General features: G+C 66.8%; 5 protein-coding genes. All 5 read right to left on the bottom strand.

Going from position 1 to position 26,053, the window contains the following annotated elements; genetic code table 11:
- Positions 1-5: 5 nt before the first annotated feature.
- Complete coding sequence (locus ACSFBF_RS32415) at positions 6-1,325, bottom strand: HlyD family type I secretion periplasmic adaptor subunit (RefSeq protein ID WP_435474249.1); 1,320 nt, start codon at positions 1,323-1,325, stop codon at positions 6-8.
- On the bottom strand, positions 1,309-3,429 hold the full coding sequence (locus ACSFBF_RS32410) for a type I secretion system permease/ATPase (protein ID WP_435474247.1): 2,121 nt from the start codon (positions 3,427-3,429) through the stop codon (positions 1,309-1,311). Before ACSFBF_RS32410 ends, ACSFBF_RS32415 begins: the two co-directional genes overlap by 17 nt.
- A complete protein-coding gene (locus ACSFBF_RS32405; RefSeq protein WP_435474245.1) occupies positions 3,426-4,862 on the bottom strand; it encodes a TolC family outer membrane protein in 1,437 nt (478 codons plus the stop codon). Before ACSFBF_RS32405 ends, ACSFBF_RS32410 begins: the two co-directional genes overlap by 4 nt.
- On the bottom strand, positions 4,859-6,388 hold the full coding sequence (locus tag ACSFBF_RS32400; RefSeq protein ID WP_435474243.1) for a tryptophan halogenase family protein: 1,530 nt from the start codon (positions 6,386-6,388) through the stop codon (positions 4,859-4,861). The genes ACSFBF_RS32405 and ACSFBF_RS32400 overlap by 4 nt, the downstream gene beginning before the upstream one ends.
- Before the next feature lie 77 nt (positions 6,389-6,465).
- Complete coding sequence (locus tag ACSFBF_RS32395; protein WP_435474241.1) at positions 6,466-26,052, bottom strand: Ig-like domain-containing protein; 19,587 nt, start codon at positions 26,050-26,052, stop codon at positions 6,466-6,468.
- Position 26,053 lies beyond the last annotated feature (1 nt).

The raw sequence follows: 26,053 nt of genomic DNA, 5'->3' as shown, positions 1-26,053 counted from the left end.
GCTCCTCAGCGCTCGCGCAAGGCTTCGCGCGCCTTGTTCAGCGGCTTGACCAGGTAGTCGAGCACCGACTTGCTGCCGGTGTGGATGTCCACCGTGGCGATCATCCCGGGCACGATCGGGAAGCTCTGCTCGCTCCCGTTCTTCAGGTGGTCCGCGTCGGTGCGGATGTACACGCGGTAGTAGTACACGTCGCGCTTCACGTCGTCCTGGATGGTGTCGGGCGAAATGGTCGTCACCTTACCCGGCAGGCCGCCGAAGATGGCGTAGTCGTATGCCGTCACCTTCACCGTCGCGTCCTGACCCGGGTGAATGAAGGCCACGTCGCGCGGCGAGATGCGCGCCTCGACCAGCAGCTTTTCGTCGAGCGGCACGATCTCCATGAGCTTGCCGCCCGGGGGCAGCACGCCGCCCACCGTGGTCACCGCGATGTCCTTCACGATGCCGCGCACCGGCGAAGCGAAGGTCAGCCGCGTGAGCGAGTCAGAGCGCCCGCGCGTCACGGAACGCTGCGCCTCGATTTCGGCATTCGCCTTCGCGAGCTCTTCGCGCGCCTTCACGTAGTACTGGCTCTTGATGTCGGCGGCTTTGGTCTCGGCCTCGTTGATCTGGCGCTTGAGGCGCAGCACTTCCACATCGCTCGCGGCGCCGCGCGACACCAGCGGCTCGGTCAGCGCGAGCTCGCGGCGCATCAGCACCAGCGCCTGCGTCACGCCGGCGAGACTGCTCGCAAGCTGCTCGCGGCGCGAGCGATAGAGCGCGGTCTCGGTGCGCACGAGGTCGTCGTCCGACTGCACCTCGGGCGAAAACGCCAGCGGCGTGCCGCCCACCTCGGCCGCCAGGCGCGCCGACATGGCAAGCGCGGCGCGCACGCGCGAGGCGCTCTCCTGCACGGTCGACTCGGTCTTGGTCTTGTCGAGCTGCGCGAGCACCTGCCCCGCATCGACGATGTCGCCCTCGCGCACCTTCAGGTCCACCAGGATGCCGCCTTCGAGCGACTGGATCATCTGCTCCTTCGACGAGGGCACCACCTTGCCCGTGCCAGTGGACACCTCGTCGAGCTTGAAAGACCACGCCCAGGTCAGCAGCATGACCAGCGCAGCCCCGACGACCCACACGACCAGCGAGGCACGCGGCAGCGGCGGCTCGGCTGGCGAATAGCTCACTACGGGAGGCGTCTTCGGGCGCGGGGGCTGTGCTCCCTGCCTGCCCTGCCCGACCTGCGTTCCCTTTGTGCCCTGCGGGTCAGCCACCCCGGACGCGGCACCGGCCACCACAGCCACGCCGCCGGCGCCTCGTGGGCGGGTTGTCTCAGGCGTTGTTGCCATGCGAAAGCTCTCCAATAATCCGGTCTCTCGACCCGTCCATCACGATGCGGCCGTTGTCGATCACGACGATGCGATCCACCCAATGCAGCACCGGCATGCGGTGCGTTGCCACCACCAGCGTGCGCGACCCCAGCCAGGCGCCCAACGACTCGATCACCTGGCGTTCGGTGACTTCGTCGAAGTGCGCGGTCGGCTCGTCCAGCAGCACGATGGAAGGCTGGCGGATCAGCGTGCGCGCGAGCAGCAGTGCCTGCCGCTGTCCGCCCGAGAGTCCGAGTCCGCCTTCGTGGATCAGGTCGTCCAGCCCCTCGGAGCGCGAATGCACGAAGGGCAAGGCGCCCGCCATCGTGATGGCCTCCAGCACCTGCGCATCGGTCGCCAGCGGCATGCCCATGGTGACGTTCTCGCGGACGGTGCCGTAGAAAAGCCGCGCGTTCTGCGTGAGCAGCCCCATGTCGCGGCGCAGGTCGGCCGGGTCGATCAGCGCGAGGTCGAGCGAATCGAGCGCCACGTTGCCACGCTGCGGTGCCTGCAGGCCGGCCAGCAGTTGCAGCAGCGTGGACTTGCCCGCGCCCATGCGGCCCAGCAGCGCGACCTTTTCGCCGGCCTGGATCTGCAGCTGCGCGCACGAGAACGCCGGGCTCTTGTCGTCCTTGCCGTAGCGAAACTCGACGCCCGTGACGTTGTAGCGGCCCTGCAGCGCCGGCACGTGCACCAGCCGCGCGCTCTCGGGCTGGTCGACCGGGCGCTGCATGAGCTGGTCGAGTCCGGCGCGCGCCACCTTGGCCTGCTGCCAGCGCGCGAACACGCCAGACAGCTGCGCCAGCGGCGAGATCATGCGCGACGCGAGGATTGACGAGCCGACCAGCGCACCGGTCGTCATGTCGCCCCGCATCACGAGGAAGCAGCCCGCGAGCAGCATCACCGCGTAGACGATGGTCTGCACCTCCTGCGTCCAGGTCATGAGCAGGCCCGTGAGAAAGCGCTGGCGCATGCTGACGCCGGCCGAGACCTCGTTGGCATGGTTCCACTGGTTCTGGAAGCGCGGCTCGGCGCGCATGAGCTTGATGTCCTCGATGCCCTCGACGGCCTCGACCAGCAGCGCATTGCGCAGCGCCGATTCGCGCATGCCCTCGCTGGCCAGCCGCGCGAGCGGTTTCTGGATCAGCAGGCCCGGAATCACCAGCAGCGGCACCGCCGCCAGCGCCACAAGCGCGAGCGGGCCGGCCACCATCCACAGCACGACCAGGAAGAGAAAAAAGAACGGCAGGTCGGCCACCGCGCCGATGGTGGTGGAGGTGAGCAGTTCGCGCACCTGTTCCACCTCGCGCACCTGCGCGATGAAGGAGCCAGTGGACTTCGAGCGTGCGTCGGTGCGCACCCTCAAGGCATGGCCGAAGACCAGGTCCGACACCTTGAGGTCGGCACGCTTGCCGATCACGTCGGAAATGTGCGTGCGCGATATACGCAGCAAGAATTCGAAGACCACGGCGAGCATGACGCCGCCGAACAGCACCCACAGCGTCGACTCCGACTGCGCGGGCACGACCCGGTCGTAGATCTGCATCGAGAAGATCGTCGACGCCAGCGCCAGCACGTTGGCAAAGACCGAGGCCAGGATGATGTCGCCGTAGCGGCGCCAGTCGCGCAGGGCGATGGTCCAGAACCAGTTGGGCTTGTAGGGCTTGACGTAGTCGTCCACGCGCGCATCGGGCACGGCGGTGTTGGGGCGAAGGATGGCAACGCGCTTTGCGCGCCGGCGCAGTTCGTCGATGGGCAGCGCCGTTTCCAGTCCGTGGTCGCCGCCTAGCAGCACGCCCAGGCTGCCCTTGCCGTCGGAAGCGCGCACGACGCCGATCTCGCCGTTGTCGAACTCCACCACCAGCGGCAGTCGCCATGGGTCGAGCATTGCATCGGAGAGCGCGTCCAGCCGCAGTGCCAGGCCGAGCTGGCGCGCCATGTGGTCGAGCAGCGTGTCCATCGGCGCGCCGCGCTCCCAGGCGAGCGAGACGCGCACGCTCTCTTCCGAAGCGCCAATGCCGTAGTGGCGGGCGACGAAGAGCATGGCGTCGAGCCAGCTCGTGTACTGCGGGGGCAGACTCATGGAAGCAGTTCCATTCCTTGGACGGTGGTGTTGTTGAGGCCGTAGTACGTGCGGCCCTGGCCGGTGGCGCCGATGTAGCCGATGCGGCTGGCCCAGAGGTCGTGCAGCACGCCCTCTTGCTCAGCTGCGGCCTGGTGGATCTCCTGCTCGGCGTTGAGCAGGTCGAGGATGGAACGGGAGCCGAGCTTGTATTGCTCGCGGTAGAGGTCGCGCGCCTCGCCGATGCTTCGGCGCCTATCTGCGAGCACGCCCAGGCGCTCCTGCGCGCCGATGACCTGCTCCCGGAAATTGCGCGCCAGGTCACCCGCGTTCAGGCGGGCCGTTTCGACGCGCATGCGCGCGGCCTCTTCGGCGGCGACCGCTGCGCGCACCTGGGCGTCGAGCGCGCCGCCCTGGTAGAGCACGCTCGAAAGATTGAGCATGACCGAGTGGTACATGCCGTTGCGCTCCAGCGTGCTGGGGTTCACGCCGCCCATGGCCTTGTTGGCGGAAACGTCGAGGCTGATGGTGGGGTAGCGCTGGGCCCTGGCAACTTCGACCTGGGCCGAGGCCACGCGCCGCTCTGCTTCTGCGGCGAGCACGTCGGGCATGAGGCTGGCGTCGGGTAGCTGGTCGATGCGCAGCTCGCTGGCCAGCCGTTCCGGCAGCGGTGCCACGACCGAAGGCACCGATTTGCCCAGCAGCGTGCCCAGGCGCTCCCTCCACTGCGCGAGCTGTGACTTGACCTGCAGCAGATTGGCGCGCGCGCTGTCGACGCGCGACTCGGCCTGGATCGGGTCGGCCTTGGTGCTGATGCCCGCGCCGGCGCGCAGCCGTGCCGTCTCCAGAACCTTCTCGACCGCCGTGACCTGCTCCTGCGCAATCGCGAGCAGCGACTGGTAGCGGTGCGTCATGACGACGGCCTCGGCTGCCTGCTGCGCGACGGTATCGATCTGCTTGAGGATCGCGGCCTGCTGACGCCGCACCTGCGCCTCCGACTGGTTGACTGCGCCGTCGACCTTGCCGAAGTCGTAGAGCATCTGCGACACAGAGGCCGTGGCCAGGGTGCCGGCGCCGCGCCCACGGCCAGCGCCGGACGCACCGTTGTTGGCGCCCCCGCCCATGCCCACGCGCACCGTCGGGTAGTAGCCGGCGCGCGCCACGTCGACACCGCCCGACTGCTGCGCCAGCGCGGCAATGGCGTCGGAGATGGACGGATGGCGCGCCACCGCCTGGCGCACGGCATCGGTCAGCTCCAGCGGCGTCGCGGTCTCGGGAGCAGAGGGCAGCTCGGGGCCGGGCCGCACGCCCATGTCCCGGGCCAGCGCGCTCGGTGCGAGCCGCCGCGCCACCGTCAATCCGCCGGAGATGACCTGCGCGGCGGCCGGCATGCTGGCGAGGGCCAGCCATGCAGCCGTGGAGGCCGCGCAGAAGGTGGTAATGCCTGGTTTCACTCGGGTCGGTCCTCTTTGGAAATGCTGTCGGCCGCACCAAGCTCGCGCAGCCGGTTCATGTAGATGGCCACGCGCTGGCGGCTGGCGGCCGGAAGGCTCGCCAGTTCGGCAGCGGCGGCCTCGGGTGGCACCACGCCCAGCGGCGCGGCCACGAACAGCCAGTTGATGACGTGGAAGATGCCCTGCCATCCGTGGATGGCGTAGTTCTGTACGTCGATGAGCCGCGGCGTGCGCTGCTGGAAGCACTGCCGCAGCTCGGAGTAGCCGGGCGGCAATGGCAGGGCCGCCACGTCGCGCCAGAAGGCTGTGTCGCGCCGCGGGCAGTCGTAGTGCATGCGCAGGAAGTCGCGAATGCCCGACCAGCACCGCGCATTGGCTTCGTTGAAGCCATCAATCAGGTGGCCCGACACCACGCCGTCGCCGGCGGTGACGATGCGCTCGAAGTTGCGCAGCTGCTCCAGCATCTGGCCGATGGAGGTTGCCTCCAGCGGCTCCACGAAACCCGAGGCCAGCCCGATCGCCATGACGTTGCCGACCCACACCTGCTCGAAGTGGCCGGGCTCGAAACGCAGCGTGCGCATCGGCTCGACATCAGGGCCGATGCAGCGATGGATCTCGTCGATGACCTGCGTCTCGTCGGTGTGGGCGCTGCTGAAGACATAGCCCGCGCCGACGCGCTCGACCAGCGGTATCTGCCACATCCAGCCGGCCGGCATCGCGATCGCGCGCGTCACCAGCGACGGGTTCTGCTGCGGATGTGGCATGTGAAACGGCACGGCGCGGTCGAGCAGCAGATGCTCGGAAAACGAGCGCCAGCGAATGCCGAGCTTCTTGCCGATGCCCAGACGTGCCAGCCCCGAGGCGTCGATGAGCAGGTCAAGGTCGATGATTTCGCCGTCATCGATGCGCACGCCGCGCGCCATGTCCTGCGCGTCGCACATCAGCTCCTCGACACGGGCTTGCTGGTGCACCACGCCGCGCGAGACGGCCACGCGGCGCAGGTAGTCCGCCAGCTTGTGGCTGTCGAAATGGAACGACGCCGACAGGCCCGACCTTGCTCCGAGCTGCTGCATCGCCGCCGCCTCCTGCTGCGATGCATTCGACGCGATCGCGGCAAAGCCGGGGATGTAGCGGTGAAGCTCGACGCCCTCGCGCACCATGCCGGAGAACAGCGGACGGAAGCCGCCCTCCATCCAGTCGGTTTCCTGCAGGCCGGGCCGGCCGAAGAGGTGGTAGTAGCGGTCGTCCTCGGCGCCGGTGCGCCAGCCTTCGTAGGAGAAGCCCAGCTTGAAGGCCGCGCCAGTTTCGCGCACGAATTCGTTGACGTCGATGCCGTTGCGGCGCAGCGCGTCGATGAGGTTGAGCAGTCCGCCCTCCCCCACGCCGACGATGCCTATTTCGGGCGACTCGATCACCCGGACCTCGACCTGCGGCGCGAACATGCGGCGCAGGCTCAGTGCCGCGAACCAGCCCGCGGTGCCGCCGCCGATGACGACGGCGCGCGAGGCATTGCGAAGATTGAGCATGTGTATGTTTCCCTGGGCCGGACCGAGAAAAAGGGGCACACCGGGTGCGCCCCTTTTCTTTCATCCAGCGATGAGCGTCAGGCCAGGACGAGCTGGTGGTTGGCCAGCAGCGTGGCGAGGTCGGTGGTCACGCCGTTGAGGGTGATCAGCGCCGTTGCCGAATAGGCACTGCCCGATCCGTCGCGGTCGATGTTCAGCGTCGTATTGCCGCCGCTGACCGTCACGCTCAGGTAGTTGCCGATGGCATCCCCCGAATCGATGGTGGCCACGCCGTTGATGTAGCGCGCCGCGCCATCCGCGTCGGCGGTGTAGCCCACCAGCAGATCCTTCAGCTCGATGCGGTCCGCATTGGCCGTGGCTTCGAAAGTCCCGACCTCGAACGAACTGACCGCGTCCGCACCGTTGCCGCCCGTGGCATCGGTGGTTGCGAGCAGCTTGTACAGCAGCGTGTCCTTGCCCCCGCCCGTGAGCTTGAAGGTGTCGTTACCGGCACGCCCCTCGAACACGTTGTCTCCCGCGTTGTCGGTGAAGGTGTCGGCACCGCTGCCGCCCGCAAGGCCTTCGATGTTCTTGAAGGTCGCCGTGCCGAAGCCGGTGTTCTGCGCACCGGTGTTGCCCAGGTCGATCGTGAGCGGCGCACTGTCGGCGAGCTTGTAGTCGACGATGTCGATACCGCCGGTGTTGCTCCAGGCCCTTACGCCGGACACCGTTACCGCGCCGCCGCCGCCCTCGTACTTGTCGCTGCCCTGGGTGGCGAAGAATGTGTCGTTGTAGCCGGTTCCGACGATACCGTTGCCGATGTTGGCATCGGCAACGTTGCTCCCGGATTCAGTCGTCAGCACAAAGGCGTGGTTCGCCTCACCGGCCTTCAGTCCGGTCCAGGCGGCATTCACGTTTTCGATCGTGTTACCGCCCAGGTTGCCCAGCCCGCCAACGTCTGCCGCCTTGCCATTGGCAATGCGCAGGAGTGCCAGCGTGTAAGTTTCCTTCGCGTCGAGCCCGTAAAAATCGACGATGGCCGAGCTGTCGTTGGTCTGGTTGCCGGACTGCGGATTGATCATCTGCGTGGCCACGAGCTTGCCCTTCGAGTCGAAGAGCTGCACCGTGTTGCCGTACAGCGCATTGATGCCCTGCGCATCCAGAATGCGGAAGTGCAGCGACGTGCCATCGGCCACCGTGTTGGTGTTGGCGATGAACTTGGTGTTGCCCTTCTGTGTGAATGCCAGGAGGTCCCTGTCGCCATCCCAGTCGATATCGGCTGCGATGGCGCCAGTGACGGCGTCGTTGGTGTTGGGGTCGCCGGTCCACTTCCCGATTGTGTTCGACCATCCAACGACCAGATTGATCGTTGTGAAGTCGGTCGTACCTCCTGAGCGGGTATTCGTGTAGAGATTGATCGGGCCGGTATTACCGTCGGTCGTCATGCCGCCAGCGACGCCGAAGCCCGGCAGTTCGACGACGTCCATCTTGCCGTCGCCGTTCCAGTCCACCGCGAGCGAGGGGCCGCCTTGTAGTCCGTCACCAAAGGTGTGCATGCCTGCCGGCACAGCTCCGACCCCTTTTTTGCCCTTCAAGTCGAGCATCCCCAGCTGACCCTGGCCATCGTTAAACAGGATGCGGCTCTGATACTGCTCGTTGAGCGCCACTCCATAGCCGCGACCCATGAACAGATCCATGTAGCCATCGCCGTTGAAGTCGGCCCAGGTCAGAGAAATACCGTTGCCGTAGCTTGGTGATTCGACGCTCTGGAACGTCTTCTCGATGATTTGCGTGTTGTCCCAGGTGCCGTCGCCCTTGTTGGTCGCGACGACCAGCCGATACGCATTATCACTTTGAGGCTCCACAAATGGCGTGGCGGATGGTCCTCCGATCTTCGTCGTGCCAATCGTCGCGTGATAGACGATATCGACCGTGCCGTCATTGTTCAGGTCGACGCCCGACAGTTCCATGCCGAAGGTGGCGTTGCCGGCATTGGTCGATTCTGGTGCGCCGTAGGTGCCTTCCTTTGTATAGGTGTAGCCACGGTCCTTGACCATGCCAAGGATGGAGCCGTCTGGGTTCAACACGATCTGAGTGTTGTGGCCTCCTCTGGCCGTAGCATCGTCGGGCGTCTGGTCGCCATAGGCCAGATCGACAGAACCGTCGCCCGTCTTGTCGAAGGCAATCACCCCACCGAACCAGCTGAACGTGTTTGCTGTTTCCGCAGTGAGCCAGTCACCCTTTACGGCCGCCGGTCCGCCAACCTGCACAGCTTTGTAATTGCTGCCATCGAAGATGAAGGCCTGTTGACCATCGTCATAGGTGCTGTCTTCCGCAAACAGGTCCATATGACCGTCGCGGTCGAAGTCCATGAATGTGGCGTTCTGAACGTAATTGGGCCCCACATATGCCGCGTTCTCGGCGGTGGAATTGCTCTTCAGCGCAGTCTGCTTGAAGTTGCCAAGCGAGGCATTGTTGGTTCCATTGGCATCCAGCATCGTCTGGTTGGTGTGGATGCGCCACATGCCGTTCTCTCCGAGCGTGTAGGCAGTCGCCTTCTGGTTCGGGTCGCTGGCCGCGGAGCCGACCGTCACCGTAGGCGCGGCAGAGACGATCAACTCGCCCTTGGTATCGTCGGAAGCGATCAGCACACCAGCAGCGCTCTTGACTACAGCCTTGACGTCGTAGGTTCCAAGCGCGATCGCCGACGGCACCTGCACATACCAGGTGTTGTGCTGCGAATCGACGACCACTGCGCCGTTGGCCGAGCTGTAGGTCTTGCCGTCAACGGTGACCTCAATGAACTCGCCGTTGGTCAGCTTGAAGGGCATCGTACCGGTGACGAGTGGCGTCGTGTCCACGGTCACCTGGCTGTTGACCGTCACGGCATAGTCGACGGTGATCGTGAACGCAGCCCAAGCGCCCCCCCGATTGCTCACCGCATTCTCGACGCGGGCGGTGTAGCTGTAGGTCTTGCCATCGGCCAGACCCGCGTCCTCGAAGGTCCATGTCGCGGCGCCGGTCATGGTGGCGTTACCCAGACGAGCGCCGTCGCGATAGACAGCCACTACCTCGCTCGCGCCGAGCGAGCCTGCAAGCGTGCCGTTGAGCACCGGATTGGCGTCGTCGGTCGTGGTGCCGCTGCCGAAACTCCCCTTGGACGAGCCCTGGTCGTCGGTGTAGCTCGTGATCGCTACCGTCTGGGTTGGGGCCTGTTGATTGCCGCCCGAGTTCACGACGACCGTCACCCCCTGCTGGATCCAGATGTCTCCAAGCGTGTTTTCGGCTGGCAGCGTGCTGTTGTGATAGATGCTGTAGTTCACCCCACCAACGTTCGTAGTTCCCGTGTTGCTCCAGCTGTCGGACCCGCGGAGCAACTCCACCGTATCGCTGGCATCCCCGGTCACACGCAAGTGGCCTTGGCCCGCGCCATTGCCAGTACCGGTGCTGCTCTGCTGGCTCAGGACATCGGCGATCCGCAACTTCAAAACGTTGCCCGTGTTGCCCGCGCCCCGTCCCAGGTCGAAGTTCTCGAAGCCCTTCACCTTCAGGCCCAGTTGCGACAGGTCGAGCGTGACGTTCGAGCTGTCGATGGCCAGGGTGTCGATCCCCAGGCCGCCGTCCACCCGGACCACGCCATTGATTTCGTTGATGTGGATGCTGTCGTTCCCCGCGCCGCCATACGCACTGTCTCCTGCCTGCACACCGGTGATGACATCGTTGCCGGCGCCGCCGGAGAGCCTGTCTCTGCCAGCGGTCGCCTTGATGACGTCGTCGCCAACAGTCATCAAGTTGGTGAAGTTGAATGCGTCGGCATAGACCACTTCCAGGTAGCCTGCCGCAGGCGTCCAACGCGTGCCCTGGTACGCGGAACCGAGGGCCAGGTCGGCCTGTCCATCGCCGTTCAGATCGGACAGCGCCACGTTCACACCGAGCATCGATCCGGAGTCTGCATCGCCATTCTGTCTATAGGTGAAGCTCGCGCTGTTCGCCAGCTTGGCACCCGAATAGGTTGCTGCGACGCTCATCGTCCCCGAGTAGCCGCCTTGCTGGCCATACACGATATAGACCGCGCCGGTGTTGATGCCTCCAATGTCGGCCAATGGCGCGCCAATGGCGATGTCGTCGATACCGTCGCCGTTGAAGTCGCCCACCGAAGTCCCGTTGCCGAACATCGCATCCGGCGTGCTGTCCGATGCCGTGATGACGAAGCCATCGGCAGGCGAGAGGAAGGCAAGGTTGACGTCGTTTACCCCGCCGGCCTTGCCGTAGACCACGTAGACGCGGCCCGGCCCTCTTTGCTCTCCCGCATCCGGCCCGAATTGCGGCGAGCCGATGATCAGGTCCGCAATGCCGTCTCCATTGACGTCGCCAGAGGAAGTGGGCATGCCGGTGTTCGACAAATACCCGTACGGCTCCGGATCGATGTAGGTGCCGAGGAACTGCTTTGCCTCTTCGCCATAGACGCGGAAGCCATTGGCGATGTTCGAGTAGTCGGTCTGCAGGCTGTAGTCCTGTTCGAAGTTTTTCCCCTTGCCATAGATCACCTGAATGGCGCCAGCATCGGCGGCATTGCCGATGTTGCCCCTATCGTCGATTTTTCCTTCGGAGTTCCTGGCGTTGTACAGGCTGTAAGCAAAGTCCGAGTAACCATCCCCATTGATGTCCCCGATGTTCACCACGTTAACGGGATAACCGTTCGTGTTGTCGTTGTAGATGACGGTATGTGGTCGCGAGCTTTCCGTGGACGAACCGCTACTGTCCGAGACATAGCTCGACGGTTTTGAGCCGGTAAAGCCGACGAAATAGTTGGCCCACGCTGCAGTGCCCGCTGCCCCGGCATGCCCATAGATGATGGCCGTGCCTGCAGAGCCAGTGCCTTGGTTCCAGTCCTGCACGATGATGTCGGCGTAGCCATCGCCGTTCACGTCCGTGAGCGCGCCGCCCGCACCGAACCAGGACGATCCGTCGCGCCGCACGATGGCAACACCGTCGCTGTTGCCGCCAGACGAAATAATGGTGCGGACATCCACGTTCACCGGCGCGGAATTCTTAGGGTCGGAAGCCCTCCCGAAGATGACCCAGTCGCTGTCCAAGTTGTCGTCATAGACGATCACGTCCGAATAACCGTCGCCATTGACGTCGCCATAGCCTTGCACGGCGGTCAGGATGTTGGAGTCGGAAATATCCCCCGACGTATATATCTTCAGTCCGTCGGTTCCAGGCAGGTGTGCAATATCGCTCAGGTCTGGCAGCCCTTGCTTGCTGCCATAGAGAATGTTGACGCTCCATTTGTTCGCGCTGCGTTGGGCGGACGATCCATGAGGTGCCACGACCGCGAAGTCGTTGTAGCCATCTCCGTTGAAGTCGCCGATTGCCTGCACGTCGTAGCCGAAGTTGTCATGGCTGGCGCTGCCGGAAATCTTGCTTGTGCCGCCACCCACGGTCACCGTTGCCGGGGCCGAAAGGTTGCCGTTGTAGTCTTGCGCCACGGCGGTAACGATCGCGCCGACATTCACCGGCGCGCTTTTCGCGTCGATGCTCCATGTGCCGTCCGCGGTGACCGTGGCCGTGAATGGAAGCACGTAGTCGACCACGCCGTCGGCGTTGCTGTCGACGCTGAGCCTCACGGTGATCGGCCTCGTTGCGGTGGGGGAAACCACCGGCATGTCGGCGTCCGAGGTCGTTCCCGAGAAGCTGTTGCCATCGGATTTCTGGATGGTGACCGCAGGCGGCGTTGTGTCGGCCATCTGCGTGCCCTTGCTCGACGCATTGCCGGCAAGGTCGTAGGCAACGGCTGAGACGACCGTGTTGGCCGCGATGGGCGTCGATGGCGTCCATGTCCAGTTGCCATTGGCATCGGCGGTGACGCTCGCCTCGACAGACCCGTTGTTGCCTACGTCGATCGCGACAAGCGCACCTGCCTCCGTTGTGCCTGAAACCAGGGTGCTGCTGACGCGTTGCAGGTCGAGTCCGGGACTGGTCCGATCCACCGTCACCACGATGTTGTTGGCCGCCGCCGTGCTGTTGCCGGCCGCATCCGTAAGGGTCGCACGGAAGAGATATTTGCCGTCGGACAGGTTGTTCTGCGCAGCGGTCGTTGCCTTCCAGACCAGCCCGCCGTCGGTGGATACCTCATAGCTTGCGGTCGAGGCGTCGGCACCGGTCAACACGAGATCGAAAGTGTTGTCGTTGCTGTTGTGGTCGGACGATTGATTGGCCGCCAATGTGCCCGCCGCGGGGAAGCTGTCCGAGTAATTGCCCAGGCTCAGAGTTGCAACGGGCGGCGCCACTGTGTCGACCGTGAAGGTCAGCGCTGTGGACTTCGGACCTTCGTTGCCGGCCGCATCGACATTGCTCGTCGCCAGGCTGTGTGCGCCGTTGGCCAGCTCCTTGCCAGGTTCGGGCGTAAAGCTCCAATTGCCTGTGCCGTCCGCCGTTGCGGAGCCGATCAGCGTGCCGTTGTCGTAGATCCTGACGATGCCGTTGGGCTCTGCTCCCGCTCCCTTGAGTACAGGGCGGGTTTCGTTGGTCGTGCTACCCGAGGTGATCGGTCCGCTGACCGGATCGATGTTGTCCATGACGCTGTCTACGGAAGGCGCCGTGGAGGGCGCGACCGTGTCGACCGTGAAGGCCAGCGGTGCCGACCTCGGCCCTTCGTTGCCAGCCGCATCGACGTTGCTCGTCGTCAGGCTGTGCGCGCCGTTGGCCAGTTCCTTGCCGGCCTCGGGCGTGAAGCTCCACTTGCCTGTGCCGTCCGCCGTTGCGGAGCCGATCAACGTACCGTTGTCATAGATCCTGACGGTGCCATTGGGCTCTGCTCCCGCTCCCTGCAACACAGGGCGGGTTTCGTTGGTCGTACTGCCCGAGGTGATCGGACCGGTGACCGGTGCCGTGTTGTCCATGACGCTGTCGACGGAAGGTGCCGTGGAGGGGGCCGCCGTGTCGACCGCGAAAGCCAGCGGTGTCGACTTCGGACCTTCGTTGCCAGCCGCGTCGACGTTGCTCGTCGTCAGGCTGTGCGTGCCGTTGGCCAGGTCAGAACCCACTGCGGGCGTGAAGCTCCACTTGCCTGCGCCGTCCGCCGTTGCAGTGCCGATCAGCGTGTCGTTGTCGTAGATCCTGACGATGCCGTTCGGCTCTGCTCCCGCTCCCTGCAACACAGGGCGGGTTTCGTTGGTCGTGCTGCCCGAGGTGATCGGGCCGGTGACCGGTGCGGTGTTGTCCATGACGCTGTCGATGGAAGGTGCTGCAGACGGTGCAACCGTGTCGACCGCGAAAACCAGCGGTGTCGACTTCGGACCTTCATTGCCAGCCGCGTCAACGTTGCTCGTCGTCAGGCTGTGCGCGCCGTTGGCCAGTTCCTTGCCGGCCTCGGGCGTGAAGCTCCACTTGCCCGCGCCGTCTGCCGTTGCGGTGCCGATCAGCGTGCCGTTGTCGTAGATCCTGACGATGCCATTAGGCTGCGCCCCTGATCCCTTCAGCTCGGGGCGGGTGTCGTTGGTCGTGCTGCCCGAGGTGATCGGACCTTGGACCGGGTCGATGTCGTCCATGACGCTGTCGATGGAAGGCGCCGTGGAAGGGGCGACCGTGCCGACAGTAAAGGCCAGCGATGCCGACTTCGGCCCTTCGTTGCCGGCCGCATCGACATTGCTCACGGCCAGGCTGTGCGCGCCGTTGGCCAGCTCCGATCCCACTGCGGGCGTGAAGCTCCACTTGCCCGTGCCGTCCGCCGTTGCGGTGCCGATCAGCGTGCCGTTGTCGTAGACCCTGACGGTGCCGTTGGGCTCCGCCCCTGCGCCCTTCAGCTCGGGACGGGTGTCGTTGGTCGTGCCGCCCGGGGTGATCGGACCGATGACGGGTTCGGTGTCGTCCATGGCGCTGTCGATGGAAGGCGCTGCCGTAGGCACGCTCTGGTCGACGGTGAGGGTGAAAGCAGCCGAGGTGGCGCCCTGGTTGCCCGCCGCGTCCTCGACGCGGACGATGTAGCTGTAGCTGGTGCCGTCGACGAGGCCCGCGTCCTGGAAGGTCCAGGTCGCGGCGCCGGTCACGGTGGCGGCGCCAAGGCGAACGCCATCGCGATAGACCGCCACCACCTCGCCCGCACCGAGCGTGCCGGCAAACGTACCGTTGAGCTGCGGCGTTGCATCGTTGGTCGTGCTGCCTGACGTGAAGGTGCCTTGCTGCGGGTCCTGGTCGTCGGTGTAGCTCGTGATCGCAACTGTCTGGGTCGGTGCCGTCCGGTCGATCGTGATCGCGTAGGCCGCGCTCTGCGCACCCTGGTTCCCGCCCGAGTTCACGACACGGGCGGTGTAGTTGTAGGTCATGCCGTCGGCCAGACCTGTGTCTCCGAGGTACCAGGTCGTCCCGGTCACGGTGGCGGTGCCGATCACCTTGTCGTTGCGCAGTACCTCGACCACATCGCCTGCATTGAGGGCGGTGGAGATCGAGCCGCTGAGCAACGGCCGGGTTTCGTTGGTCACGCTGCCGTTGACCAAGTTGCCAATCACCGGCTCGGTGTTATCCAGCACCCGTAGGATCTGCACGGTCTGGGTGACACCCGAGGTGTTGACGGTAAAGCTCAGGCTGTTCGAGGCGGGGCCGGCATTGCCGGCAGCGTCCATGACCCTGGCCTCGTAGGTGTAGGTCGTGCCGCTCGAGAGGCTCGCGTCCTCGAAGGTCCAGGCCGTGCCGGTCACCTTCGCGATGCCGACGTGCGCGCCGTTGCGGAACACATGCAGCTGCTCGGTGCCACTCAGTGCCACCGAGAGCGTGCCCTCCAGCGTCGGCGTGTCGTCATTGGTGCTGCCGTTGGCCGGGATGTCGCCCGAGACCGGGTCGACGTTGTCGATGGCGCGGGTGAGCACCACCCTTTGCGTCGGCGCCGTGGTGTCGATGTGAATGGTGTAGGCGTTGGAGTCGGCACCCGGATTGGCGGCCGCATCCTGGATGCGGGCGGTGTAGACGTAGGTGGCGCCGGCGGCCAGGCCGCTGTCGGCATAGGTCCAGTGCGTTGCATCCGTCATGGTCGCGGTGCCGACCACCACGCCGTCGCGCAGCACGACGACCTTCTCGCCTGCCTGCAGCTCTGCCGCGATCGAGCCCGCGACCTGCGGCGTCGTGTCGTTGGTTTCGCCGTTGTTGGCCACGGTGCCTTGCTGCGGATCGACATCGTCGGTCACGGCCGTGATCGTGGCGGTGGTGGCCGAGCCGGTGGTCTGCAACGTGATGGCATAGGGCGAAGAGGCCGCACCGGCACTGCCGGCTGCGTTTTCGACCCGGGCGGTGTAGCTGTAGCTCGACGCGTTGACGAGGCCGGTTGCGTCGATGAAGGACCAGCTGGTGCCGGAGACCGATGCGTTGCCGATCCTGGCGCCGTCGCGATAGACCACGACCACTTCGGTGCCGCCGAGGCCAATCGACAGCGTGCCTCGCAACTCGGGCTGCGAGTCGTTGGTGGTGCCGCCGTTGGCGATGTTGCCCTGGCCCGGATCGACGTTGTCGAACACGGTCGAGATCGTTACCACCTGCTTCGGCACCGAGGTGTCGATGTTGATGGCATAGCTGCCCGAGATGGCGCCGCGGTTGCCACCCGCGTCCTCGACGCGGGCGGTGTAGCTGTAGGTCTGGCCATTGCTCAGGCCCGCATCATTGAAGGTCCAGTTGGTCGCATCGGTCATCGTCGCGGTGCCGACCACTGCGCCATCGCGCAGCACCACCACCGTCTCGCCGGCATTCAGCGCGGCCGAGATCGTGCCCGCCACCTGCGGCGTCAGGTCGTTGGTGTGGCCGTTGTTGGCCACCACGCCCCGCTGTGGATCGAGGTCGTCGTTGACCGCGGTCACGACCGTCGATTGCGTTGGCGCAATGGTGTCGACCGTGAAGGTCAGCGGTGTCGACTTCGGCCCCTCGTTGCCAGCCGCGTCGACGTTGCTCGTCGTCAGGTTGTGCACGCCGTTGGCCAGTTCCTTGCCGGCCTCGGGCGTAAAGCTCCACTTGCCCGTGCTGTCCGCCGTTGCGGTGCCGATCAGCGTGCCGTTGTCGTAGACCCTGACCGTGCCGTTCGGTTCTGCACCGGCTCCCTTCAACTCGGGGCGGGTGTCGTTGGTCGTGCTGCCCGAGGTAATCGGACCGGTGACCGGTGCCACGTCGTCCATGGCGCTGTCGATGGAAGGCGCCGCCGTGGGCGCGCTCTGGTCGACGGTGAGCGTGAAGGCGGCCGAAGCACCACCCCGGTTGCCCGCCCCGTCCTCGACGCGGGCGGTGTAGCTGTAGCTGGTGCCGTCGACGAGGCCCGCATCCTGGAAGGTCCAGGTCGCGGCGCTTGTCATGGTGGCGGCGCCCAGACGGACGCCGTCGCGATAGACCGCCACCACTTCGCCCGCGACGAGCGTACCGGCGAGCGTGCCGCCGAGCTGCGGCGACGTGTCGTTGGTCGTGCTGCCAGATGCGAAGGTGCCCTGTTGCGGGTCTTCGTTGTCGGTGTAGCCCGTGATCGCTACCGATTGGAGCGGCAAGCCGGTGTGCACGGTCAGTGTGAAGTCGGCCGAGGCCGTGCCCTTGTTGCCCGCTGCGTCGGCGATCACCGCCGTGTAGGTGTGGGCACTGCCATTGGCCAGCGCCGGTGTGGCGAAGGTCCACGTGGTGTTTGTCACGGTGGCCGTGCCCAGCAGCACAGTGCCTTCGTAGATTTGCACGACGTCGCCGGTCTTCAGGCCATCGACCGTGCCCTTGAGCACCGGCGTGGTGTCGTTCGTGCTGGTGCCGCTGCCGTATTCGCCGGTGTTGGGCGCAACGTCGTCGGTGTAGGCTGTGATAGCCACGGCGTTGTCGGTAGTTGGTCCGCTGTTGTCGATGACCACGACTTGCGAGATCGCCTGCGTCGCGTTGCCTGCCGCGTCCACCACGCGTGTCAGGAACGTATGGCTGCCATCGGGCAGCGAGGTGGCCGTGCTGTCGTACTGGTAGGTACTGCCGCCGGTCGGCGTGGCGTTGTTCCAGGTCTTGCCGTTGTCCAGCGAGACCTGCACCGTGGCGCCCGTTTCCATTGCCGAATCGACCGTGACCGTCACCACGAGGGTGCGGTCGCTGGTGACGAAGTCGCTATTGCTCGTGCCGGTGTCGGTGCTGATCGCGCCGAGCGTGGCCTTGATCGCGGGCGCCGTGGTGTCCACGTTGACCACGAAGTCGCCCGAGGGCCTGCTCTCGTTGCCTACCGAGTCGATGGCTGTGGCGGTGAGCCGATGCGCACCCTCGGCCAATGGCGTGGTCGGCGTGAAGCTCCAGCTGCCGTCGGCCTTCACTGTCGTGCTGCCGATGGCGCTGCCGTTGTCGTAGACCTGGATGACGTCGCCCGGCGTCGCACTGCTGCCGGTAAGCGTAGGCGTGGTGTCGTCGCTGACGCCGCCATTGGCGAGCGGGCCCTGCACCGAGCCGACGTCGTCCGTGGCTCCGCCGATGGCCGGCACGTTCGGCGCGCTCGTGTCGATGGTCAGTGCGAGGCTGGCTTCGCCATTCTTGCCCGCGGCGTTCACTGCGGTGGCGGTGTAGTTGTGAGCACCCTCGCCCTGCACCGGCAGCGTGAGGCTCCAGTTGCCGTTGGCATCCGCCGTGGTGGAGCCGAGAAGAGCCGCACCTTCCTTGACGGTCACGGCGGCACCGGGCGTGGCCGTGCCCACGAGCGTCGGCGTGGTGTCGTCGGTGGACGAACCGGAGGCGAGATTGCCTTGCTTGCTGCCCTTGTCGTCCAGCGCCTGGACGATGCTGACGACGACATCCGTGGTGTCGACCTTGAAGTCCAGCGGCGCGCTGGCAACGCTGGTGTTGCCAGCGGCGTCGGTGAGCGTGTGCGTGATGCTGTGTGCGCCCTGGCCCAGCGGCGTGCTGGGCGTGAAGCTCCAACTGCCATCGGCCTTGACGGTGGCACTGCCGAGGAGAGTGGCGCCGTCGTACACCCTGACGGTGTCGCCGGCCTTGGCGCCGCTGCCGCCGAAGGTGGGCGAGGCGTCATCGGTGCTGCCGCCGGCCACGATCGGACCGGTGACTGCGCCCTGGTCGTCCGTGGCTACGACCACGCCCGGAGTAGCTGGCGGCGTGGTGTCGAGCATGATCGGGTAGCTGCCCGTCTCCGGGCTGGACCGACCCGCGCCGTCGACCGCGACAGCGCTCAGGTTCTTGACGCCGTCTCCGCTCAGGGGGCTGGTGGTCACGCTCCAGGTGCCGTTGGCGGCCACGCTGGTCGAGCCCACGTCCGTGTCGTTGGCGCGCACGATCACGACGGTGCCTGCCGTGCCGGTCCCGCTCAGCGTGAGTGTGGTGTCGTTGGTGCTGGCGTCCTTGCCGAGGTTGCCCTTGTCGTCGCTCACGCCGGTGATCGCCGGCGCAGAGGGTGCATCTCCCAGCAAGGTGAAGGTCGACGCGGGCGTGGCGGCGCCGACGTTGCCGGCCGCATCCACGGCCCGCGCGGTGAAGCTGTGATCTCCCTCGGCCAGGGGCGGATTGGGCTCGAAGCGCCAGCTGCCGTCGGCTCGCACCTCCGCGTTGCCGATCAGCTTGCCGTTGTCGTAGACGTTGATGCTCGACACCTGCGTGGCGTCTGCCTTGCCGGTGTACACCGGCTTGCTGTCGTCGGTCTGCGCGCCAGTGGCGATGGGGCCTGTTACGGCACCCACGTCGTCCAGCACCTGGATCAGGGACGGGTCCAGCGCTGCGGGCGCCGTGATGTCCACGTTGAGCGTGAAGGCGCCCGAACGCGGGCTCTCGTTGCCGGCCGGATCGGTCAGCGTGTAGCTGAGCTGATGCGTGCCCTCGCCGAGCGGATTGGTCGGCGTCAGCGTGCCGGTGGCTGGGTCATAAGTCGCGGCGACCTTGGTGCCACCGACATACAGCGATGGGGTCGAACCGGCCGGAACCGTGCCGATATTGATGCCGGGCGTGGTGTCGTCAGAGATCCCTGCGACGCTCGCCGGATTCCTGATCGCACCAGCATCGTCGGCATAGCTCGTCGCGGCTGCCGGAGCAGCCGGAGCGGTCGTGTCGACGGTGATGGCGAGTGCCGGTGACGGCTTGCTCTCGTTGCCAGCCGCATCGGTCAGCGTGTAGCTGATCTGATGTGCGCCTTCGCCGAGGGGATTGGTTGGCGTCAGCGTGCCGGCGGCCAGGTCATAGGTCGCGTCGACCTTCGTGCCATCGACATAGAGCGACGGGGTCGAGCCAGCCGGAACCGCGCCGATGTTGATACCGGGCGTGGTGTCGTCGGTGGTCGCGACGACGCTTGCCGGGTTCCTGATCGCACCGGCATCGTCGGCATAGCCCGTCGCGGCAGCCGGAGTGGCCGGTGCGGTCGTGTCGACGGTGATGGCGAGCGACGGTGATTGTTTGCTCTCGTTGCCGGCCGCATCGGTCAGCGTGTAGCTGAGCTGGTGCGTGCCCTCGCCGAGCGGGTTTGCCGGCGTCAGCGTGCCAGTGGCCGGGTCATAGGTCGCGGCGACCTTGGTGCCGTCGACGTACAGCGACGGAGTCAAGCCAGCCGCAAGCGTGCCGATGTTGAGGCCGGGCGTGGTGTCGTCCGTGGTCCTGGCGACGCTCGCCGGGTTCTTGACCGCACCAGCATCGTCTTCATAGCTCGTCGCGGCAGCCGGGGGCGGCGGCGGCGTGACGTCCACATTGACCGTGAAGGAGCCCGAGTGCGGGCTCTCGTTGCCCACCGCGTCGGTGGCCGTGGCGGTGAGCCGGTGCGGCCCTTCGGCCAGCGGACTGGTCGTGAAGCTCCAGCTGCCGTCGGCCTTCACTGTCGTGGTGCCGAGGAAGCTGCCGTTGTCGTAGACCTTGATGACGTCGCCCGCCGTCGCACCGCTGCCGCTGAGCGTGGGCGTGGTGTCGTCGGTGAAGTCGCCGTTCGCGAGCGGGCTCTGCACCGAACCGACGTCATCTCCGACCCCGGCGATGCTCGGCGCGGCCGGTGGGGTCGTGTCGATGGTCAGCGCAATGGTGGCCGTGCCTCCGGTGCCGGCGGCGTTCACAGCGGTGGCCTTGTACTCGTGGGCTCCCTCGCGTTGCGCCGGAAGCTCGAGGCGCCAGTTGCCGTTGGCGTCCGCCGTGGTGGAGCCGAGATCGGTCGTGCCCTCCTTGACGGTAACGACGGCGCCGGGCGTGGTCTTGCCCACGAGCGTGGGCGTGGTGTCGTCGGTGCGCGCACCGGAGACAAGGTTGCTCTTGATATCGCCTTGGTTGTCCTCCGCATGGCCGATGCTGACGATGACGTCCTTGGTGTCGACCGTGAACACCAGCGGCGCACTGGCGGCGCTGGTGTTGCCCGCGGCGTCGGTGATCGTGTGCGTGATGCTGTGCCGGCCATCGCCCAACTGCTTGCTGGGCGCAACGCTCCAGGCACCATCGGTCGCAACCGTGATGCTGCCGATGAGGGTGTTGCCGTCGTACACCCTGACGGTGTCGCCGGCCTTCACGCCGTTGCCACCGAAGGTGGGCGAGGCATCGTCGGTGACGCCATCGGCCGTGATCGGGCCCTGCGCCAGGCCCTGGCCGTCCGTGGCCGCGACCACGCTCGGCGTGGGCGGCGGCGTGGTGTCGAGCACGACCGGGTACGGGCCCGTCTCCGGGCTGACCCGGCCCGCGCCGTCTTTCGCGGTGGCGCTCAGGTTCTGGACGCCGTCTGCGCCCAGCTTCTCGGTGGTCACGCTCCAGGTACCGTTGGCGGCTACGCTGGTCGAGCCCACGGCCTTGCCGTTGGCGATCACGGTCACGACCGTGCCGGCTGTGCCGGTGCCGCTCAGCGTGAGGGTGGTGTCATTGGTGCTGGCGTCCTTGCCGAGGTTGCCCTTGTCGTCGCTCACACCGGTGATCGCCGGCACCGCGGGCGGAACGCCCAGCAAGGTGAAGGTCGAGGCGGGCGTGGCGGCGCCGACGTTGCCGGCCGCATCCACGGCCCGCGCGGTGAAGCTGTGATCTCCCTCGGCCAGGGGCGGATTGGGCTCGAAGCGCCAGCTGCCGTCGGCTCGCACCTCCGCGTTGCCGATCAGCTTGCCGTTGTCGTAGACGTTGATGCTCGACACCTGCTTCGGGTCGGCCTTGCCAAGGTACTCCGGCTTGCTGTCGTCGGTCTTTGCGCCAGCGCCCAGTTCCCCCTGCACGGCGCCTTCGTTGTCCAGCACCTTGATCGAGGAAGCGTCCAGTACCGGCGGCGGCGTGGTGTCCACGGTAACCATCAGGTCGCCCGAACGCGGGCTCTCGTTGCCGGCCTGATCGGTCAGCGTGTAGCTCAGCCGGTGCTCGCCCTCGCCAAGCGGGGCACTCGGCGTCAGCGTGCCGGCGGCTCGGTCATAGACCGCGGGAACCTTCACGCCGTCGATATACAGCGACGGGGTCAGGCCATCCTCTACCTGGCCAACGTTGATGCCGGGCGTGGTGTCGTTCGTGCTCGCGGCGGTGCTCTTGGCGTTCTCGGCCGGGCCAACGTTGTCGGCATAGCTCGTCGCGGCAGCCGGAGATGGCGGAGCGCTCGTGTCGACGGTGACGATGAGTGCCGGCGACTGCGCGCTCTCGTTGCCCACCGGGTCGAGGGCCGTGGCGGTGAACCGGTGCACCCCCTCCTTCAGCGGTGTGTTCGCTCCGGTGAAGGCGAATTTCCAGCTGCCATCGGCTTCGACGGTCGTGCTGCCGATGGCGATGCCGTTGTCGTAGATCCTGATCTTGTCGCCCGGCGTCGCACCGCTTCCGGCGAACGTGGGGGTGGTGTCGTCGGTGAAGCCGCCGTTGGCGAGCGGGCCCCGCACCGAGCCGGCGTCGTCCATGACCTCGGCGATGGACGGCACGGCCGGCGGGGACGCGTCGATGGTCAACGCAAGGGCGGCCTTGCTGTTGGTGCCGGCGGCGTTCACCGCGGTGGCCGTGTACTGATGCGCTCCTTCGCTCTGCACTGGCAGCGCGAGGCGCCAGTTGCCGCTGGCATCCGCCTTGGTGGAGCCGAGAACGTTCGCGCCCTCCGTGACAGTCACGACGGCGCCTGCCGTGGTCTTGCCCTCGAGCGTCGGGCTGGTTTCGTCGGTGAATCCGTCGGGGAATGTCTTTGGCTGGCGCCCGGGCGCCAGCTTGAGGCTGACGGGCACGCCCGTGGTGTCGACCTTGAAGTCCAGCGGCGCACCAGCGGCGCTGGTATTGCCCGCTGCATCGGTGGCCGTCTGCGTGATGCTGTGCGCGCCCTCGCCCAGCGGCGTGCCGGGCTTGACGCTCCAGCTGCCGCTGGCATCGACCGTCGCGCTGCCGATGACGCTGCCGTTGTCGAAGACCTTGATGACATCGCCCGGCGCTGCGCCGCTCCCGCCGAACGTGGGCATGGTGTCGTCAGTGGTGCCGCCGTTGGCGAGCGGGCCTCGCACCGGGCCGGCGTTGTCAGTGACCGCAGCGATGACCGCGGCCGGAGGGGTCGTGTCGAAGACCGCACTGTCGGCCACCGCAGACGTGGAGACATTGCCGGCAAGGTCACGGCTGGTCGCGCTGACGCGAAGCGTCCTGCCTTCTGCCGGGTTGGCGAACGAGACATTGACAAAACCGTTGGCGACATCCGCTGCGGTCAGCGTGACGCTGGGCGTGGCTGTGCCGTCGGTGAGGCTGATGACGTCGCCCACGGCGGCGCCGGACACGAGCGTGACCTTCACGGTCACGTCGGCCCCCTTCTCGCTGGCGTTGATGAAACCGTCGTTGTTGGCGTCGTTGACGATCGCGACGCTGACGACCGGCGCAGTCCTGTCGACCGTGGCCGTGGATTCGGGGCTGGTGTTGCCAGCCGCGTCGGCGGCGGCAGCGCGCAGCACGGTGCCCTCCGGCAGGGTGGCCGCCGGCGCGATGCTGTACTTGCCGTTGATCGCGACCGTCGTGCCGACGACGTTGCCCGCGCCGTCCTTGATCGTGACCACGGAGTCGGCCTCGGCGGTGCCCGTGATTGCACTGCCGTTGGTCGGGTTGATGGTGGGCGCGGCCGGAGGCTTGCTGTCCACCGTCGCCGTGGCCTCGGGGCTGGGGTTGCCAGCCGCGTCGGTGGCAACAACATGCAGCACGGTGCCGTCCGGCAGAGTGGCTGCCGGCGTGACGCTGTACGTGCCGTTGGGCCCGGCGGTGGCGCTGCCGATGAGGTTGCCTGCGCCGTCCTTGATCGTGACCAGGGAGCCGGCTTCGGCCACGCCGGTGATCAGGCGGCCACTGGTCGGGTTGACCGTCGGCATGTCGACCGCCGTGCTGTCGACCTCGGTCGTAGCTTCGGGGCTGGTGTTGCCCGCCGCATCGGTCGCGACAACGTGAAGCACCGTGCCGTCTGCCGGAACGGTTGCCGGTGTGACGCGGTACGTGCCGTTGGCCGCGGCGGTGGCGCTGCCGACGATGTTGCCCAGGCCGTCCTTGATCGTGACGACCGAGCCGGGTTCTGCCGTGCCCGTGATCGGGTCGCCGTCGGTCGGATGGATCTTGGGCGCACCCGGGGGCGTTCTGTCTACTGTTGCCTTGGTTTCGGGACTGGTGTTGCCAGCCGCATCGGTGGCGGCAACGTGGAGCACCGCGCCATCCGCCGGGGGGGTCGCGGGCGTGATGCTGTACGTGCCGTTGGCAGCGACGGTGGCGCTGCCGATGACCTTGCCCGAATCGTCCTTGATCGTGACGACAGCGCCGGCTTCGGCAGTGCCCGCGATCTGGTTCCCGTTCGTCGGGTTGACCTTCGGTGCAGCGGGCGGCGTGCTGTCGACCGTGGCCGTGGCGGGCTGGCTGGCATTGCCCGCTGCGTCCGTCGCCACAACGTTGATCACCGTGCCGTCGGCCGGAGGCTGCGTCGGGGTGATGGCGTAGGTGCCATTGGGCCCGGCAGTCATGCTGCCGATAACGTTGCCCAGGCCATCCTTGATCGTGACGACCGAGCCGGCCTCGGCCGTGCCGGTGATCGGGTTGCCGTTCGTCGGGCTGACGGTCGGCGCAGCGGGCGGCGTGCTGTCGACCTTGGTCGTGGCGGGCAGGCTGGCATTGCCAGCCGCGTCCGTCGCCACGACGTTGATCACCGTGCCATCGGCGGGAGGCTTCGCCGGAGTGAAGCTGTAGGCGCCATTGACTGCGGCGGTCGTGCTGCCGATGACGTTGCCCAGGCCGTCCTTGATCGTGACGACCGCGCCGGCCTCAGCCGTACCGGTGATGGGGCTGCCGTCAGTCGGGTTGACGGTCGGTGCATCGGGTCGCGCGCTGTCGACCGTGGTCCTGGCTTCCGGACTGGCGTTGCCGGCGGCATCGGTGGCGACAACGCGCAATTGCGTGCCGTTTGCCGGAGGCGTTGCGGGCGTGACGCTGTACGTGCCGTTGGCGGTAACGGTGGCGCTGCCGACGAGCTTGCCCGAGTCATCCCTGATCGTGACGAGAGTGCCGGCTTCAGCCGTGCCTGTGATCGGGCTGCCGGCGGTCGGGCTGACGGTCGGCGCATCGGGCGCCTTGCTGTCGACCGTGGCCGTGGCGGGCAGGCTGGCGTTGCCGGCCGGGTCCGTTGCGACGACGCTGATCACCGTGCCGTGGGGCGGCGGCGTGGTGGGGGTGACGGCATACGTGCCGTTGGGTGCAGCGGTCGCACTGCCGATGACCTTGCCCGCGCTGTCCTTGATCGTGACCAGGGAGCCTGGTTCGGCCGTGCCTGTGACGGGGCTGCCGTCGGTGGGGTTGACGGTGGGCCTTGCCGGAGCCGCGCTGTCGACGGTGGTCGTGGCCGGCTGGCTGACATTGCCGACCGCGTCTGCGGCCACAACGTTGATCACCGTGCCGTGGCTCAGCGGCGTGGCCGGCGTGATGCTGTAGGCGCCGTTCTGTGCCGCAGTCACCTGGCCGATGACGGTGCCGTTTGCGTCGATGACCGTGACCACCGAGCCGGGCTCCGCGGTGCCGGTGATGGGACTGCCGTCGGTGGGATCGACCGTGGGCACAAGGGGCGGCGTGCTGTCGACGGTCGTGCGGGCGTCGGGGCTGGCATTGCCGGCCCGATCCACGGCGACGACGCGGAGTTCCATGCCGTGCGGCGGCGGCGTGGTGGGATGGACGACATAGCTGCCGTCGGGCGCGACGGTCGCGCTGCCGATCTCCTTGCCCGCGCTGTCCGTGACCTTGACGATCGTGCCCGGCTCCGCGGTGCCGGTGATCGAACTGGCATTGGCGGGGTTGACGGTGGGCCTGCCCGGCGGCGTGGTGTCGCCCGGCGCTGCGAGCGGCAAAACCGGCAGTTGCTGACCACCACCACCTCCGCCGCCGCCAGCGGCACCCGCGAGAGCCAGCCCGCCGCCGACCAGCCAGGGCAGCACGCCGAAGTTGAAGTCCTGCTGCAGCAGCAGAGGCTCGACGGAATCGATGCTCGAATACTCGGCCGCCAGGGCGCCCTGCCCTTCGCCGAGCTTGGCCAGCCAAAGGCCGCCCTCGTCGTCGCTCAGCACCAGGTCGCTCTTGTTGCCGTCGAACGACGTGAAGAACTCACGAACGGTGATGACCTCGCCCGAAACGGCGGTGATGACCAGATCGTTGCCGACGCGGCGCATTCCCTTGATCTGCCCTTGCGGCAGGCCGATGCGGACAACCGACGCCTGGTCAAGGGTGGTTTCGTTCACCAAAGCCTTGCGGACACCGCCGCCACGCTTGCCAATTACTTCAAATTCGATCATT

Source organism: Variovorax nivicola (genome assembly GCF_051216475.1).
In the GTDB taxonomy this organism is placed as follows: domain Bacteria; phylum Pseudomonadota; class Gammaproteobacteria; order Burkholderiales; family Burkholderiaceae_C; genus Variovorax.
This window is presented reverse-complemented; position numbering and strand designations above follow the sequence as displayed.